This window comes from Enterococcus silesiacus, from assembly GCF_001886225.1.
Classification (GTDB): domain Bacteria; phylum Bacillota; class Bacilli; order Lactobacillales; family Enterococcaceae; genus Enterococcus_L; species Enterococcus_L silesiacus.
Genome location: NZ_JXLC01000015.1, coordinates 38,468 through 53,456, shown reverse-complemented (window position 1 = coordinate 53,456; position 14,989 = coordinate 38,468). Strand labels below are relative to the sequence as shown.

Here is a 14,989-nt window from a genome sequence, read left to right as displayed (position 1 = left end):
TTTTAAAATTATAAGGAGGTTTCCTCATGAGAAACTGGACAACGATCAAAGAGTATGAAGAAATTTTATTTGAACAAGAAGGTAAAGTGGCGAAAATCACGATTAATCGACCTCAAGTGCATAATGCTTTTACACCGAAAACTGTTATGGAAATGATCGATGCATTTAACATTAGCCGTGATAAGCAAGATGTCGGTGTGATTATTTTAACTGGTGCAGGCGATAAAGCATTTTGTTCTGGTGGAGATCAGAAGGTTCGCGGACATGGTGGTTATGTAGGTGAGGATAGTGTTCCTCGTTTGAATGTATTAGATTTACAACGCTTGATTCGTGTGATCCCAAAACCAGTTATTGCAATGGTCAAAGGCTATTCGATTGGTGGCGGAAATGTTCTTCAGCTTGTTTGTGATTTGACGATTGCAGCAGACAATGCAAAATTCGGTCAAACAGGACCGAATGTGGGAAGTTTTGATGGTGGGTATGGTTCTGGTTATTTAGCTCGTGTGGTTGGTCATAAAAAAGCTAAAGAAGTGTGGTTCCTATGTAAACAGTATTCAGCAGAAGAAGCATTGGATATGGGCTGGATCAATACGGTTGTACCTTTAACTGAAGTTGAAGATGTAACGATGGAATGGGCAGAAGAAATGTTGAAGAAAAGTCCGCTTGCATTACGTATGATCAAAGCTTCTTTAAATGCCGATACAGACGGATTAGCTGGAATTCAGCAGTTAGCGGGAGACGCAACACTGCTTTATTACACAATGGATGAAGCCAAAGAAGGACGCGATTCATTCAAAGAAAAACGTGATCCTGATTTCGATCAATTTCCTAAATTTCCATAAAGGGTGACAAATATGAGTAGTTGGCTGCAAAAACAAGTAAATGAAAGACCGAATCATCCTGCTTTTTACTGGCAGGATGAAGCATGGTCATTTGCTGACGTTGGACGAGAAGTTAAACATTGGGCAGCAACATTTTCTTCAAAGATTCCATACGAGGAAAAACGAGTGGCTCTATTTAGCCGAAATTCAAAAGAAATGTATTTTTCGATTTTAGCTTTGTGGGAGTTAGGTAAAGAACTAGTTATGCTAAATACACATTTAAGTTTACAAGAACTCCACTACCAATTGACCGATGCTGAGGTGAATCTGGTAGTGGTTTCTACTGAAAGTGTACCTTTTCTGTCAGAATTGACTCAAATCACGAGTATTGAAATGTCAAAATCAAATGGTGTAGAAGAATCGCTAATTGAACCGCATTCGCTTTATCAAGGGGAAGCAACAGCTTCAATCATGTATACATCAGGCACAACAGGTAAACCTAAAGGTGTGATGCAATGTTTTAGCAACCATCTTGCCAGTGCTCTGGCAACGCAAGAAAATATGAATATTTTACCTAGTGACTGCTGGCTTTGTCCAGTTCCACTATTTCATATTAGTGGTCTATCCATTGTAGTTCGGCAGCTAGTCTTAGGATGTAGCTTGCGTTTATATAGTAAATTTGATGCAACGATAGTAACAGAAGATTTAGCTGAAGGACGTGGAACCGTGATTTCTGTTGTCGCAATTATGTTGCAGGAATTACTGGAAAAATATCCAAAGAAAGGCTATAGTTCAAGTTTCAAAGCAATGTTGCTTGGTGGTGGCCCGATCTCACCAAAAGCATTAGAACAATGTGAGCATTATGGAATTCCTGTTATCCAATCATACGGAATGACTGAAACTTGCTCCCAAGTCGTTGCGTTGAGCTTTGAAGATGCTGCGCTAAAGATCGGCTCTGCTGGTAAACCTTTGTTAGGCATGCATGTCAAAATCGTTGATGCTGATCAAAAACAGTTGCAAGAAAATGAAGTCGGGGAAATCCTATTAAAAGGAAAAAATGTTGTTTCACAGTATTTAAATGGCGAGAAGTGGCAAAAAGTGAAATGGACAATAGATGGCTGGTTTAAAACAGGAGATATGGGTTATTTGGATGAAGAGAGATATCTTTATTTAGTCAGTCGCTTAAGTGAATTGATCATTTCAGGCGGCGAAAATATTTATCCTACAGAAATCGAACACGTATTACAAGAGTTTCCTGGTGTAAAAGAAGTAGCGGTAGTTGGTGAAACAGACGAGAAATGGGGAGCTGTTCCGGTCGCTTATATCGTTGGAGATCCGCTGATCACAGTGGAAAAAATAAATACTTTTGCGAAAACTTATTTAGCAAAATATAAACTGCCTAAACGAATTTATTTGTGTCACTCGCTACCCAAAACAGCAAGTGGAAAATTAGCGAAACACCGCTTAACAACAATAGAAAGGGAGGCTTTTTTAAGCAAATGAGCATTCCTAAAGAGTTAGATCAAGCTTATGAACAAGGGTACCGTCAATTTAGCTGGGTCAAAGAAATAAATGAAGAGCCTGATTTTTTGCGTACTTCTTTTGAGAAGGGGCAAAAAAAATTCAAAGGCGAGCGTTTTTATTGGCAGACACCTGAGAAAAATTTTACGCTAGTTGGGTTTGGCAAAGAGCAAGAATTAACATATGATCAAGCATCCTTTGAACAAGTTGATGCTTTTATTTTAGAAGAAAAAGAGAAAATCTATCAAAATAGTTCTATTACAGGTACAGGGGCTATGTTGGTTGGTGGATTTGCCTTTGATAGCAAACACACTGGGCAAAACGATTGGGGTTGCATGGAACAAGGGCTGTTTTATTTGCCGACCTTTCTACTTACAGAAACCGAAGGAAAACAATACCTTTCGATAAATTTCAGTGCTGCAAATAAAGAAATATTACAGCAAAAATGGTTAAAACTTACAGAAGAGTTCGCAGAATTAACGAATGCTGAGCTAATAAATAAAAATGATATCGCGCAAATAACCGCGAAAGAAATCGCAGTGTCAGAGTGGATGGCAGTCGTGGATGACACTGTAGCGAAATTACGAGAAGTAGGACCGCTAGAAAAAGTTGTTTTAGCTAGACGGATGGAAGTTAAGAGCGATCAGCCCTTCCAAGCAGAGGTCATCTTACAAAACTTGCAACAACAGCAAACAAATACTTATTTTTTTGTTTTAGAAGCGAAGGAACAACTCTTTATCGGCGCTACGCCAGAACGCTTATTAAAAGCCTCCAAAGAGACGTTTTCAACGGCTAGTATTGCTGGTTCTGTTTCACGTGGAACAACGGAGATTGAAGACGATGAGCTTGGTAATTATTTATTGAATGATATGAAAAATAAGCAAGAGCACAAAATCGTTGTGGATAGAATCATTAAGGAATTAGAACAGATGACAGGAACGACGATTCAAGCTCGAACACCGAAATTATTAAAAAATCGCGATATTCAGCATCTTTATCTACCGATTGAAGGACAACGTCAAAAAGAGTATCGTTTCTTGAACGGAATCCAGCAGTTACACCCGACACCAGCATTAGGTGGAGAACCAAAAGAGTTGGCTTTGACTTGGCTCAAAGAACATGAGCAGTTAGACCGAGGACTATACGGCGCTCCAATTGGCTGGATCGCTATTAAAGAAGATGTTGGAGAGTTTGCAGTAGGGATTCGTTCAGCAGTATTTTCTGGAAATGTGGGCTACTTATATGCGGGCTGCGGGATCGTTAAAGATTCTCAAGCAGAACAAGAAAGAATCGAGACAAAAATCAAATTTCAACCGATGTTAAGAGGAATAGGTGGGGAAGATCATGACAAATCAAAGTGATATGACAAACTATTTACAAACCTTTGTTGAAGGAATGATCAGCAGTGGAGTAGAGCAGGCTGTGATAAGTCCAGGTTCTCGCTCCACACCACTCGCGTTATTATTACATCGACAAGAGAAAATTGAGACATTTATTGAAGTTGATGAACGTTCAGCAGCTTTCTTTGCTTTAGGACTAAGCAAAGCTAGCAGTAAGCCGGTTGCTTTATTGTGTACATCAGGAACCGCCGCGGCGAATTACTACCCAGCAATTTGTGAAGCGTATGCTAGTCATATTCCGTTAATCGTTTTGACGACTGATCGGCCACATGAATTACGGCAAGTCGGTGCGCCACAAGCAATGGACCAATTTCACTTATTTCAAGGGCATGTAAAAGAATTTATCGAGATGGCAATTCCAGAAGGTACGAAGACGATGTTGGACTATGCTTACTGGCAAGGAATGCGTGCTGCAGATACTGCGTGTCAAACACCTAAAGGTCCTATTCATTTGAATTTTCCACTGCGAGAACCGTTACTACCAAATTTAGATCGAACCTTGACCGCTGAAAAAACAACTGAAATTTTGGTAGGTAAAAAGCAATTATCAGAAGAACAACTGATTAAATGTGTTTGGGACTGGCAAGGAAAAAAAGGTGTTTTAGTTGTAGGTGGAAGTCACACGCCAGCAGAAGCAGAAGTATTTATCAAGTTAGCAGAAACCTTAAATTGGCCGATCATTAGTGATCCACTGGCAAACATCACATCATGCGGCAAAGATAGTCCCTTGATCATGAGTTATGCTGACCTGTTTATCCAAGAAGTTGACATGATCCAACACCCAGAAGTTATAGTTCGCTTTGGCATGCTACCTATTTCTAAAAATACGATGTTCTGGTTGCAATCACTTAATGATCCAACAACAATCTACTTCGTTGATGAAACAGGTCAATGGCAAGATCAGTTAAAACAAACGCAAGTTGCCATTCAAGTAGAAGAACAAACTTTTGCTCAAGCAATCATAGACAAGGTTAAAGTGAAAACGTTAGATACGTGGTGCGGTCAGTGGATCCACTGGCAGGTAACAACTGAACAACTATTAAATGAACTGAGTGAAATGAAGATATTAAATGAAACCTCAGCAAGTGTTCTTGTCCATAAAAAAATGGCGGAAAACGGTCAGTTGTTTGTTTCAAATAGTAATGCGATTCGCTTTTTAGACCGCTTTTCAACAGCTGAAACGACTTACTATCAGCTATTTGGTAATCGTGGAATCAACGGCATTGATGGTATTGTTTCAACGGCTTTAGGGATGTGTGCGACCAATCCGAATCGTCAGAATGTCTTGTTAGTCGGTGATTTAGCGCTGTATCATGATATGAATGGCTTATTATTGGCTAAACGTTACAATTTACCATTAACAATTGTTTTACTAAATAATAATGGTGGCGGTATTTTCTCTTTTCTGTCACAACGTCAGTTAGCAGCCGATGATTTTGAACCAATTTTCGGAACGCCGATCGATTTAGACTTTTCTTTAGTTGCTCAGTTATACAATGCAACATATGTAAAAGCCGAGAGTTTAGAACAGTTAGGGTTATTGCTGGAAGCAACCCAGAAACAACCTAAATTCCAAATAATCGAAGTTGTCGGCGACCGTCAGGACAATGTCAAACTGTACGAAAAAGTAATTGCAGGATTAAAAAAAAAGTTCGAGAAAAATAAATGAATACGACAATAAATGGCGTAAATTATTATTATGAGTGGCTTTCAGCCTATGAACCAAACCGGCCAACATTGGTTTGCTTTCATGGATTTACAGGCACTAGTCAGACATTTTCACCTGTTTTTCAAAAGGAAAGAGAGCTCAATATTTTAGCGATTGATCTGATCGGTCATGGAAGAACTGATTGCTATGTCCATCCGTACCGTTATCAGATGGAGTGTCTATGCCAAGATGTTGCATTGTTGACTGAACGATTGGGCATTTTTGAGTTTTCTTTATTAGGCTATTCAATGGGCGCTAGAGCAGCTTTAGGGTTTGCGTGTCTATTTCCTCAAAAGGTTCGACACTTGATCTTAGAAAGCGGTTCTCCTGGCTTAAAGGGACAGACAGAGCGAATGATGCGTAAACGTTCTGATGAACAATTAGCTGGTTTTATTATGAGTCATCCCATTGAAACCTTTGTTGAAAAATGGGAAAACCTCCCGCTTTTCGAGAGCCAAAAAAGAGTGTCTCATAAGGTTCAGCAGACACTTCGAAAAGAACGGCTCTCACAACGAGGCTTTGGTTTGGCGTGTAGTTTGTGGTTTATGGGGACAGGTGTTCAACCAGATTTCTGGCAAGAATTAGCTAAGGTAAAAGCCACCACGCTATTGATCGTTGGAGAATTAGATGTTAAATTTCAACAAATTGCCAAAAAAATGCAAGAAATGCAGCCTGATTTTTCTATTGAAATTGTTAACGATACAGGTCATTGTATCCATTTAGAAAAACCACAGGTGTTTGAGACAATCGTTGTGTCATTTGTGTGTAGTTAGTTGGCAAAAAGATAAAACCTTAAGGAGGAAATGGCGTTGAAAATTAACCGTATTGACCGCTATCGTGTTCGACTGCCTCTAAGGATTCCATTTGAAACTAGTTATGGGCGTTTGACAGAGAAAGCCTTTGACATTTTATTAGTGACCGATGAACTGGGGAATCAAGGTATGGGAGAGTTGGTTCCTTTTGAACAGCCAGATTATATAGAAGAGACCATTGAGACAGCTCGAGTCATTATTGAAAAACATTTGCTGCCTTTATTGAAAAATGCAGATATTCAACATCCTAAAGAAGTATCGCTTCTCTTTGATGAAGTAAAAGGGAATCAGATGGCTAAATCAAGCCTTGAAACAGCGATTTGGGACTTATATGCTAAACGTAATGGTAAAAGCTTAAAAGCTTACTTTAATAACACGAGAGCACAAATTCCTGTTGGCGTTAGCGTTGGTATACAGACTGATTTAGCCAAGCTATTGGATCAAATTACAGAGTATGTAACGTTAGAATATCAGCGCATTAAATTAAAAATTCGTCCAGGGTATGATCTAAAGCCAATCGACGCTATCCGAAATAAATTTCCTGATATACCTCTGATGGTGGATGCTAACTCGGCTTATACCATTGCGGATATTCCTCATTTGATCCAATTAGATGCGTATAATTTAGCTATGATTGAGCAACCCTTTGCAGCGAATGATTTCCTTGATCACGCACAATTACAAAAAGAATTGAAAACAGATATTTGTCTGGATGAAAATATCCGGACAGTTAAAGATTGTGAGCTAGCCTTTTATTTGGGCAGTTGTCGGAGTATTAATTTGAAAATTCCTAGAGTAGGTGGCATTACAGAAGCAATGAAGATCGTTGATTTTTGTGAAGAAAAGGGATTAATGGTCTGGTTGGGTGGAATGTTTGAATCTGGCGTGGGAAGAGCTTTAAACTTACAATTTGCCTCTCAAAAGATTTTCACTTTTCCAGGAGATATTTCAGCTTCTGACCGTTATTATCATGAGGACATCATTACAGATCCTTTTGAAATTCAAAATGGCGAACTCATTGTGCCTGATGGTTTGGGAATTGGTGTTTCTTTATCGCAAGAAAAGTTAGTGAAATATGGCATTTACGATACTTTATTCATAAAATAAACAGCATCACAAACTAATTTTCATGTTAGTCTGTGGTGCTGTTTTATTTTAGCTGTTTAGTCTTCTTTCAACGATTTTTCAATCTGTAGTCGTTGTACCTTCATCGTAGCTGTACGAGGAATCTCGTCCCAATCCATAATGATTGGTTTATTTAAATGAGGCAAGTCAGTCACTTGTTCCCACCAAGCATCCCAATCCATCCCTTGTTTTGGATCAACTGCTAAGATCGGTTGAGGAGAATTGTCTTTTGCTCTAACGATGATTACTTCTTGAAGAAAATCAAGAGCATCCAATAAATGATCCTCGATGGCTAAATTACTATCAATTTTATCAATCAAATCTACTTGACGATCCTTAAGGAATAAATGCCCGTTTTCATCCATAAAGCCATAATCACCGCTATCCCACCAAGGGCCAAAAACAGTTGCTTGGAAGCGATCATCTTCTTTATAGTAGGTTAACGCGCGTCCTTTAGATAAAAATTGGATGTGTCCATCCGTCATAGCAGGTAGCACATTCCCTTCTTTATCTGCGATTCGTGCTTCAGTTAAGCCTTCTAAACCAACCCCCATATCACGTGCATCCGAAGTTTTAAGCGATTCTAAAGTATGAGCTTTTAAGATCATCGGACCACATTCACTTTGTCCATAAACTTGAAGGAAAATGGGCTCATTTTTTTCTGAAGCGTTTAAGAAGCTCGCCATTGTAGCATTGTTGATAGCATCAAAAGTAGAATGGTAATAACGAACACTTGCAAAAGCTGCTGGCAACCTTTTAGCCAAAGAGGTCCACTGAACAAAATTGTTTGGGTGAGTTTCAAGAGCAATCGGCTCATGCTTTAAGAGCATTCCAGCTACAGAGTCACTATTTGATATCGATAATGGCATCATTGGGAAACCCATTGCCATTAAAGAAGAGATTCCAATATTAAAGCGAGAGTGAACTGGTGAAATATGAAATCCAACCAGTTTTTTCTCAGCAATTTTTGTGAAAATCGTTTTTTGCCACTTTGTACGCCAACCCATAGAATTGGCAGAGTGACAAATTAGTTTAGGAATCCCAGTTGTTCCAGAGGTGTGTGTCATATAAGCAATCATATCTTTAGGTAATTCCACCTGAGGTACCTCATTAGCAGGTGCTTGTAAAAGTCTGGTCACTGAAATTTGCTTTTCTGGTGAACTATTTGTTACGTTAGTTATTTTTTCTGCCGTTTCATCATCAAAAAGAATAAACGGATCTTCTAATCGATCAACAAAAACCTCAATCGTTTCAGCCGGAAAATGATAAGAAATCATCGCCGGAACAGCACCCAAATAAGAAGCAGCAACCGCCAACAAATAAGTATCGAATTTTGAGCTTTTGAATATAATGATTTTATCTTCAGCCTTAACACCCAAGCTAGCTAGTTGATAAGCACGATTTAAAATCGCCTCATGACTTAATTGATATGTGTAACTAGTTCCAAGTTCAGGAAAAGCAGGTAAAGGTTCATCATGGATAATGGCAGTTTCTGGAGTATTACTTGCAGCCTCAAGATAGTTCGTGTACAAGTTAAGTGGTTGGTATTCTAACAATTGATTCAATGTGACAGCATCCTTTCAAACTACTTTAAGTTATTTGTGTAATTTCGAACAAGGGTAAGTATACCATGAAAAATAAATAACCTGAATTATAAGTAAAAAAATGAAACTAGCTGATTTATACGTATATTTAAAGTAAGACCTGAGAGGAAAAATGATTGCTAAAAAAAATGATCAAAAATTGCTAAGAACACTTGATTTTATCAGCTTTTAGCTGTATAATGAAACATTGTGAGTAGTCTATATATTTTAGATAACTCTCCTTGCTCTTAGCAATCTAAGAGCCTAAAGTCCATAGGGAGGTGAAAATCAATGAGTCAAGTTACGAATTATGAAGTTATGTATATTATTCGTCCGAACATTGATGAAGAAGCAAAAACTGCTTTAGTAGAACGTTTCGACACAATCTTAAAAGATAACGGAGCAGAAGTTATCGAATCAAAAGATTGGGAAAAACGCCGCTTAGCATATGAAATGAACGGATTCCGTGAAGGCATCTATCATATCGTTAAAGTATCTTCTCCATCAACTGCAGGAGCAATCAATGAATTTGATCGTCTTGCTAAAATCAATGACGATATTATCCGTCACATGATTATCAAGGAAGAAGCATAACCAAATGTTTCACGTGAAACATTTGGATTGACGAAAGGAGATGTTTAAATGATTAACAACGTTGTATTAGTTGGAAGACTAACAAAAGATCCCGATTTACGATATACATCTAGTGGTTCAGCGGTTGCGACCTTTACCTTAGCGGTAAACCGTAACTTTACGAATGCAAATGGAAATCGTGAAGCAGATTTTATTAACTGTGTGATTTGGCGTAAACCTGCTGAAACAATGGCAAACTATGCGCGTAAAGGTACCTTATTAGGCGTAACTGGTCGTATTCAAACTAGAAATTACGAGAATCAACAAGGTCAACGTGTATACGTGACTGAAGTTGTCTGTGAGAATTTCCAGTTGTTAGAGTCTCGTTCTGCATCAGAACAAAGACAGACAACAGATGGATCAGATTCAACACCAACTTATAATGCTGGTGGCGGAAGTTTCCAACAACCACAGAATAATAATTTTTCAGGACAAAACAATTTTAATCAATCATCCTCTCAGTCTAGCAATAACGGTATGCCTGATTTCGATAGAGATTCTGATCCATTTAGTGGTTCAGGTTCGACTATTGACATTTCAGATGATGATTTACCATTCTAAACGAATTTGATAGGAGGGAATAAGAATGGCACAACAAAGAAGAGGCGGACGTAAACGTCGTAAAGTCGATTATATCGCTGCTAACCATATTGAATATATTGACTATAAAGATATCGAATTACTAAAAAAATTCATTTCTGAACGTGGGAAAATTTTGCCACGTCGTGTAACAGGTACTGGCGCTAAGAATCAACGCAAATTAACAATTGCAATCAAACGTGCACGTATCATGGGCTTATTACCATTTGTTGGTGAAGAGCAATAATATAGCATTTACTTAGAGATCAAAGGATTAGTTCTTTGATCTCTTTTTTGTTTCTTGTTATGAGTAATTATATAGAGGATAAGTTAATGAATTTTAAGCAAGATGAGGAATGATGAGGGTAAGACCAAATCAATAGCTGGTATTATACTCTAGTAGAGCTAATCGTTCAATTTACATATTCAAATGTTTCACGTGAAACATTTTGCTGTTCGCAGAAATAGCTTTTTTATGATAAAATAAACTTATCTGTAGAATAATGGAGGAGCCTTAATAATGAAAAAGATTAGAATGAAACGGATTTTGGATTCTGTATTCGTTCTCTTTTTATTAGAAGTAATACTATTTTTCTTTATATCCAATCAATATATATATATTGCTGGATTACTAATACTTAATCTTATCTTGATTAATCGAATCTTTGATTTAATTAAAAAAATTGAGATATCGAATGCAGAAAAAATTAGAGAAGCAAGCACTATTGCTGAAAAATCATTGGACTATGCTTTCAATGAAGTGTCTGTTGGAATCATAAACTATGATTCTGGTACAAAAGAAGCTAAGTGGTTAAATCCCTTTGCAGAAGCAATTTTTTGTAAAGATGGGCAATCACTTATTAGCCCAGAACTAATAAATAACTATGTAACACTTGCTGAAAAAGGCAAAGATTTTTTTAAAGTCGGCGATCATGTTTTCCGTTTTAATGTTGACACAAATCAGCATACAATCACTTTTAAAGATATCACAGAAGAAAGTAACTTATATCATGAAAAATTAGATATGCAAACAGCCATTGGAATTGTTTCAGTCGATAATTATGATGATATTACAGATAATATGGATGAGAAAGAAATTTCTTACTTGAATAGTTTTATTACCACAATGGTTTCCGATTGGATGGATGAATATCACGTTTTTTATAAAAGGCTAAATGCAGAACGTTACTTTTTCATTGCTCAGTTGGAAGATGTAAAAAAGATGATGGATTCAAAATTTCAAATCTTGGATAAAATTAGAAAAGAATCCAGTAACAGAGAGATAGCGATTACATTAAGTATGGGAATTTCTTACGGCGGGGAAACATTAAGTCAGACAGGTAACACGGCTCAAACCAATTTGGATACAGCATTAGTAAGGGGTGGTGACCAAGTCGTTGTTAAAGAAGCTAAAGATAATGCTAAACCGGTTTTCTATGGTGGTAGAACAGCTTCTGTTGCGAAAAGAACACGCGTTCGGTCTCGTGCAATGAGTACGGCAATCCAAGGGATATTATCTGAGTCTTCGGATGTGTATATCATGGGGCATCGTTTCCCTGATATGGATGCAATTGGTTCGGCATTTGGTATGGCACGTTTAGCTAAATTTCATGGAAAAGAAGCTTGGGTCGTTTTAGATAGGAATGAAAGTATTCCTGATGTTGAACGAGTAATGGCTGAATTAGAGAATTATCCTGAACTGGCAAAACAGATCATCACACCAAAGGAAGCAATGAAAAGAAAAACTGACAGTAGTTTATTGATCATGGTTGATTACCATAAACCGTCACTTTCAATTTCGCAAGAGCTATATGAGCAATTTGATAAAGTCGTGATCATTGACCATCATCGCCGAGGCGATGAATTTCCAGCTAAACCGTTGCTTGCTTATATTGAATCATCAGCGTCATCAGCATCAGAGTTAGTGACAGAATTGATCGAATATCAAAGTAATACACAAAAACAGTTGGACAAGCTTGAAGCAACCTTACTTTTAGCTGGGATCGTCGTGGATACGAAAAGTTTCAGTGTGCGCACAACGGCTCGAACATTTGATGTGGCGAGTTATTTAAGAACTTGTGGTGCCGATGCATCTTTAGTACAATATTTATTAAGCTCTGATTTAACCAGTTATTTGGAAATGAACAGTTTGATTGCCAAAAGCGAGTACGTCACACCAGATACGGTCATTGTTACTGGTAGCGAAGAAAAGGAATACGACAGTGTAACAGCAGCTAAAACAGCGGACACACTATTATCAATGGTAGGAATCAATGCAGCTTTTGTAATAACAAAACGCACAGATAAGCAAATTGGTATCAGTGCGCGTAGTAACGGGTCGATAAATGTCCAACTAATTATGGAAAATTTGGGCGGAGGTGGTCATTTTACCAATGCTGCGGTACAATTAGCTAATGTAACGGTAGCTGAGGTAAAAGAGCAGCTGCTGAAAGTGATCCAGCAAAATATAGATGTAATGTATGATCAAATTCCATAGTTTCGCTTTCAATGAAAATAGAAAAAAATACTACATCTGTTGTTTCTTATTTTCATTCGGAGCTATTAGGCTTATCATGTTTTACTTTGAAGCACGTCAATAAATACGACACATTTCTGTGTTGTTGCTTAAAAGTACGAGTGTTTCAAAAAAGCGATGGATCATTAATTAGTATGAGGAGGAATAATCGTATGAAAGTCATTTTTTTACAAGATGTCAAAGGTAAAGGAAAAAAAGGGGAAATTAAAGAAGTACCTGCAGGTTATGCACAAAATTTCCTAATCAAAAACGGCTACGCTAAAGAAGCCAATAAAGGTAGTATCAGTGCTCTTGCTGGTCAAAAGAAAGCGCAAGATAAGCATGAAGCTGAAATTCTCGCAGAAGCTAAAAAAATGCAGGAGTTCTTGGAAAAAGAAGAAACAGTTGTAGAGCTTAAAGCGAAGGCTGGTGAGGATGGACGTCTCTTTGGATCCATTCCTTCGAAACAAATCGCGGAGGCCTTAAACAAGCAGTATAAGGTCAAATTAGATAAACGTAAATTAGAATTATCGCAACCGATTCGTGCTTTAGGTTTTACAAAAGTTCCGGTGAAATTGCATCATGAAGTAACAGCAACGATTAAAGTTCACGTAGTAGAAGAATAATTGGTAAAAGAGGTTGGGATAGGAGTGTTTAACTCTGAGAAATAAGAGGAAATTCACGAAAATTGTTCTTCAAATTTTTGTGAATTTCAACTTATTTCCGAAAGAGTTGCTCCTGCTTCCGCCGTTTATCCGGATTTTATGTGGCTAGGATGTGACTCGCAGAGTTATGTCCTAGCCACTTTTGCTTATCACTAAGCAGAAATGATACGATATGTCATTGTACATTTCGCTTGTTTCTTGTTAAAATAGAAAGACTGAAAAGCGTAATTTGAGCTATAGGAGAGAAAAAAATGAATGAAGTATGGCAAGATCGAGTACCGCCCCAAAGTATGGAAGCAGAACAGGCCGTTTTAGGGTCGGTTTTTTTAGATGCTGAGGTTATTATCGATGCTTTAGAATACATAGAACCAAAAGATTTTTATCGCCGTAATCATCAATTGATTTTTCAGACTATGCTTACCTTGAATGATCGAAATGAAGCGATTGATGTAATCACGATCAAAGATCGATTGGAGCAGGAAAATTTATTAGAAGACGTGGGTGGCTTAAGCTATCTATCAGATTTAGCTTTAGCTGTACCAACAGCGGCTAATATTGTTTATTATGCGAAAATCGTCGAACAAAAATCATTGCTTCGCAACTTGATTCAAACCGCGACAGAAATTGTTACTAAAGGATTTGAACAAGGTGAAGATGTTGAAACAATTTTAGATGACGCAGAGCGTAGTATATTAGAAGTTTCAGAAAAAAGAAATCGCAGCGGCTTTTTATCGATCGCCGATGTATTGAATACTTCGATCGCTAATATTGATCAGCTTTATCAAAACGACGAAGAAATCACAGGGTTACCCACTGGGTACCCAGCATTAGATAAAATGACAGCTGGACTTCAGGCAGAGGAACTAATTATTCTAGCAGCTCGTCCTGCCGTAGGTAAAACAGCCTTCGCTTTAAATATTGCCCAAAATATCGGAACTAAGACAGATCGTTCGGTCGCGATTTTTAGTTTGGAAATGGGAGCTGAATCGCTTGTAAACCGGATGCTTTGCGCGGAAGGTTCGATTGAGGCGGGGCATTTACGGACAGGTCAGTTATCAGAAGAGGAATGGCAAAATCTTATTATTGCGATGGGTAGCTTATCCAGAGCGCAAATTTATATTGATGATACGCCTGGTATTAAAATTACAGAAATCCGAGCAAAATGTCGTAAACTAGCGCAAGAACGTGGCAATCTAGGCTTGATTTTGATCGATTACCTACAATTGATTGAAGGAACCGGTCGCGAAAGTCGTCAACAGGAAGTATCTGAAATTTCCCGTCAATTGAAGAAACTAGCAAAAGAACTAAAAGTTCCTGTTATCGCCTTGTCTCAGTTATCTCGTGGAGTAGAACAACGTCAGGATAAACGTCCTGTTTTGAGTGATATCCGTGAGTCTGGATCAATCGAGCAAGATGCGGATATCGTAGCTTTTCTTTATCGTGATGATTACTATGATCGTGGTGAGGAAGGTGAAGATGGCGCTCGTGAAGAACCTGAGATTGACAACGTGATTGAAGTTATCATCGAGAAAAACCGTAGTGGTGCTCGTGGAACTGTGGAACTGTTGTTTATTAAAGAGTTTAATAAATTCGCTTCACTATCGCCAAGAGAAGAGTTCTAATTGTA

At 38.0% G+C, this 14,989-nt stretch carries 13 protein-coding genes; 12 read left to right on the top strand and 1 reads right to left on the bottom strand.

The genetic code is table 11. The features are described from left to right. Nucleotides 1-26 precede the first annotated feature (26 nt). From menB to menC, 6 genes are read left to right on the top strand one after another with little or no spacing between them, the layout of a single operon-like run. Nucleotides 27-842: a 1,4-dihydroxy-2-naphthoyl-CoA synthase gene (gene menB / locus RV15_RS11115; protein WP_071878115.1), complete on the top strand. Its 816-nt coding sequence runs from the start codon at nt 27-29 to the stop codon at nt 840-842. A 12-nt stretch (nt 843-854) separates the two neighbouring features. Then, nucleotides 855-2,324 (top strand): o-succinylbenzoate--CoA ligase, encoded by a 1,470-nt coding sequence (locus RV15_RS11110; RefSeq protein WP_071878114.1) that lies wholly within the window; start codon nt 855-857, stop codon nt 2,322-2,324. Further along, complete coding sequence (locus RV15_RS11105) at nt 2,321-3,703, top strand: isochorismate synthase (protein ID WP_071878113.1); 1,383 nt, start codon at nt 2,321-2,323, stop codon at nt 3,701-3,703. The genes RV15_RS11110 and RV15_RS11105 overlap by 4 nt, the downstream gene beginning before the upstream one ends. Next, entirely contained in the window at nt 3,687-5,411 is a 1,725-nt protein-coding gene (gene menD, locus RV15_RS11100) for a 2-succinyl-5-enolpyruvyl-6-hydroxy-3-cyclohexene-1-carboxylic-acid synthase (protein ID WP_071878112.1), read from the top strand. Before RV15_RS11105 ends, menD begins: the two co-directional genes overlap by 17 nt. Then, nucleotides 5,408-6,223: a 2-succinyl-6-hydroxy-2,4-cyclohexadiene-1-carboxylate synthase gene (menH, locus tag RV15_RS11095; protein WP_071878111.1), complete on the top strand. Its 816-nt coding sequence runs from the start codon at nt 5,408-5,410 to the stop codon at nt 6,221-6,223. Before menD ends, menH begins: the two co-directional genes overlap by 4 nt. Nucleotides 6,224-6,259: 36 nt before the next feature. Continuing rightward, nucleotides 6,260-7,369 carry an o-succinylbenzoate synthase gene (gene menC / locus RV15_RS11090; RefSeq protein ID WP_071878148.1) on the top strand — a complete coding sequence of 370 codons (1,110 nt, stop codon included), beginning with the start codon at nt 6,260-6,262 and terminating at the stop codon, nt 7,367-7,369. Nucleotides 7,370-7,425: 56 nt separating this feature from the next. On the opposite strand, the gene RV15_RS11085 is transcribed toward menC, so the two are convergent. Beyond that, nucleotides 7,426-8,952, bottom strand: a complete 1,527-nt coding sequence (locus RV15_RS11085; protein WP_071878110.1) for an AMP-binding protein — start codon at nt 8,950-8,952, stop codon at nt 7,426-7,428. A gap of 309 nt (nt 8,953-9,261) precedes the next feature. Here RV15_RS11085 and rpsF point away from each other — a divergent pair, with 309 nt between their 5' ends. From rpsF to dnaB, 6 genes are all read left to right on the top strand, one after another. Then, nucleotides 9,262-9,564, top strand: coding sequence for a 30S ribosomal protein S6 (rpsF, locus tag RV15_RS11080; RefSeq protein WP_010762119.1), 303 nt, complete (start codon nt 9,262-9,264; stop codon nt 9,562-9,564). A gap of 48 nt (nt 9,565-9,612) precedes the next feature. After that, nucleotides 9,613-10,164 (top strand): single-stranded DNA-binding protein, encoded by a 552-nt coding sequence (gene ssb / locus RV15_RS11075; protein ID WP_025870561.1) that lies wholly within the window; start codon nt 9,613-9,615, stop codon nt 10,162-10,164. 25 nt (nt 10,165-10,189) lie between these two features. Next, nucleotides 10,190-10,429, top strand: a complete 240-nt coding sequence (gene rpsR, locus RV15_RS11070; protein WP_010762117.1) for a 30S ribosomal protein S18 — start codon at nt 10,190-10,192, stop codon at nt 10,427-10,429. Nucleotides 10,430-10,702: 273 nt separating this feature from the next. Further along, nucleotides 10,703-12,679 carry a DHH family phosphoesterase gene (locus RV15_RS11065; protein WP_071878109.1) on the top strand — a complete coding sequence of 659 codons (1,977 nt, stop codon included), beginning with the start codon at nt 10,703-10,705 and terminating at the stop codon, nt 12,677-12,679. Nucleotides 12,680-12,870: 191 nt separating this feature from the next. Beyond that, complete coding sequence (rplI, locus tag RV15_RS11060; RefSeq protein WP_071878108.1) at nt 12,871-13,323, top strand: 50S ribosomal protein L9; 453 nt, start codon at nt 12,871-12,873, stop codon at nt 13,321-13,323. Nucleotides 13,324-13,613: 290 nt separating this feature from the next. Then, on the top strand, nt 13,614-14,984 hold the full coding sequence (dnaB, locus tag RV15_RS11055; RefSeq protein WP_010766608.1) for a replicative DNA helicase: 1,371 nt from the start codon (nt 13,614-13,616) through the stop codon (nt 14,982-14,984). Nucleotides 14,985-14,989: the final 5 nt, after the last annotated feature.

What these genes read in the sequence shown, in the direction of transcription:
- ssb (WP_025870561.1), top strand. Translation starts at nt 9,613, where the DNA reads ATGATTAACAACGTTGTATTAGTTGGAAGACTAACAAAAGATCCCGAT.
- menB (WP_071878115.1), top strand. Translation starts at nt 27, where the DNA reads ATGAGAAACTGGACAACGATCAAAGAGTATGAAGAAATTTTATTTGAA.
- dnaB (WP_010766608.1), top strand. Translation starts at nt 13,614, where the DNA reads ATGAATGAAGTATGGCAAGATCGAGTACCGCCCCAAAGTATGGAAGCA.
- RV15_RS11110 (WP_071878114.1), top strand. Translation starts at nt 855, where the DNA reads ATGAGTAGTTGGCTGCAAAAACAAGTAAATGAAAGACCGAATCATCCT.
- rpsF (WP_010762119.1), top strand. Translation starts at nt 9,262, where the DNA reads ATGAGTCAAGTTACGAATTATGAAGTTATGTATATTATTCGTCCGAAC.
- rplI (WP_071878108.1), top strand. Translation starts at nt 12,871, where the DNA reads ATGAAAGTCATTTTTTTACAAGATGTCAAAGGTAAAGGAAAAAAAGGG.
- RV15_RS11105 (WP_071878113.1), top strand. Translation starts at nt 2,321, where the DNA reads ATGAGCATTCCTAAAGAGTTAGATCAAGCTTATGAACAAGGGTACCGT.
- menH (WP_071878111.1), top strand. Translation starts at nt 5,408, where the DNA reads ATGAATACGACAATAAATGGCGTAAATTATTATTATGAGTGGCTTTCA.
- menD (WP_071878112.1), top strand. Translation starts at nt 3,687, where the DNA reads ATGACAAATCAAAGTGATATGACAAACTATTTACAAACCTTTGTTGAA.
- rpsR (WP_010762117.1), top strand. Translation starts at nt 10,190, where the DNA reads ATGGCACAACAAAGAAGAGGCGGACGTAAACGTCGTAAAGTCGATTAT.
- RV15_RS11065 (WP_071878109.1), top strand. Translation starts at nt 10,703, where the DNA reads ATGAAAAAGATTAGAATGAAACGGATTTTGGATTCTGTATTCGTTCTC.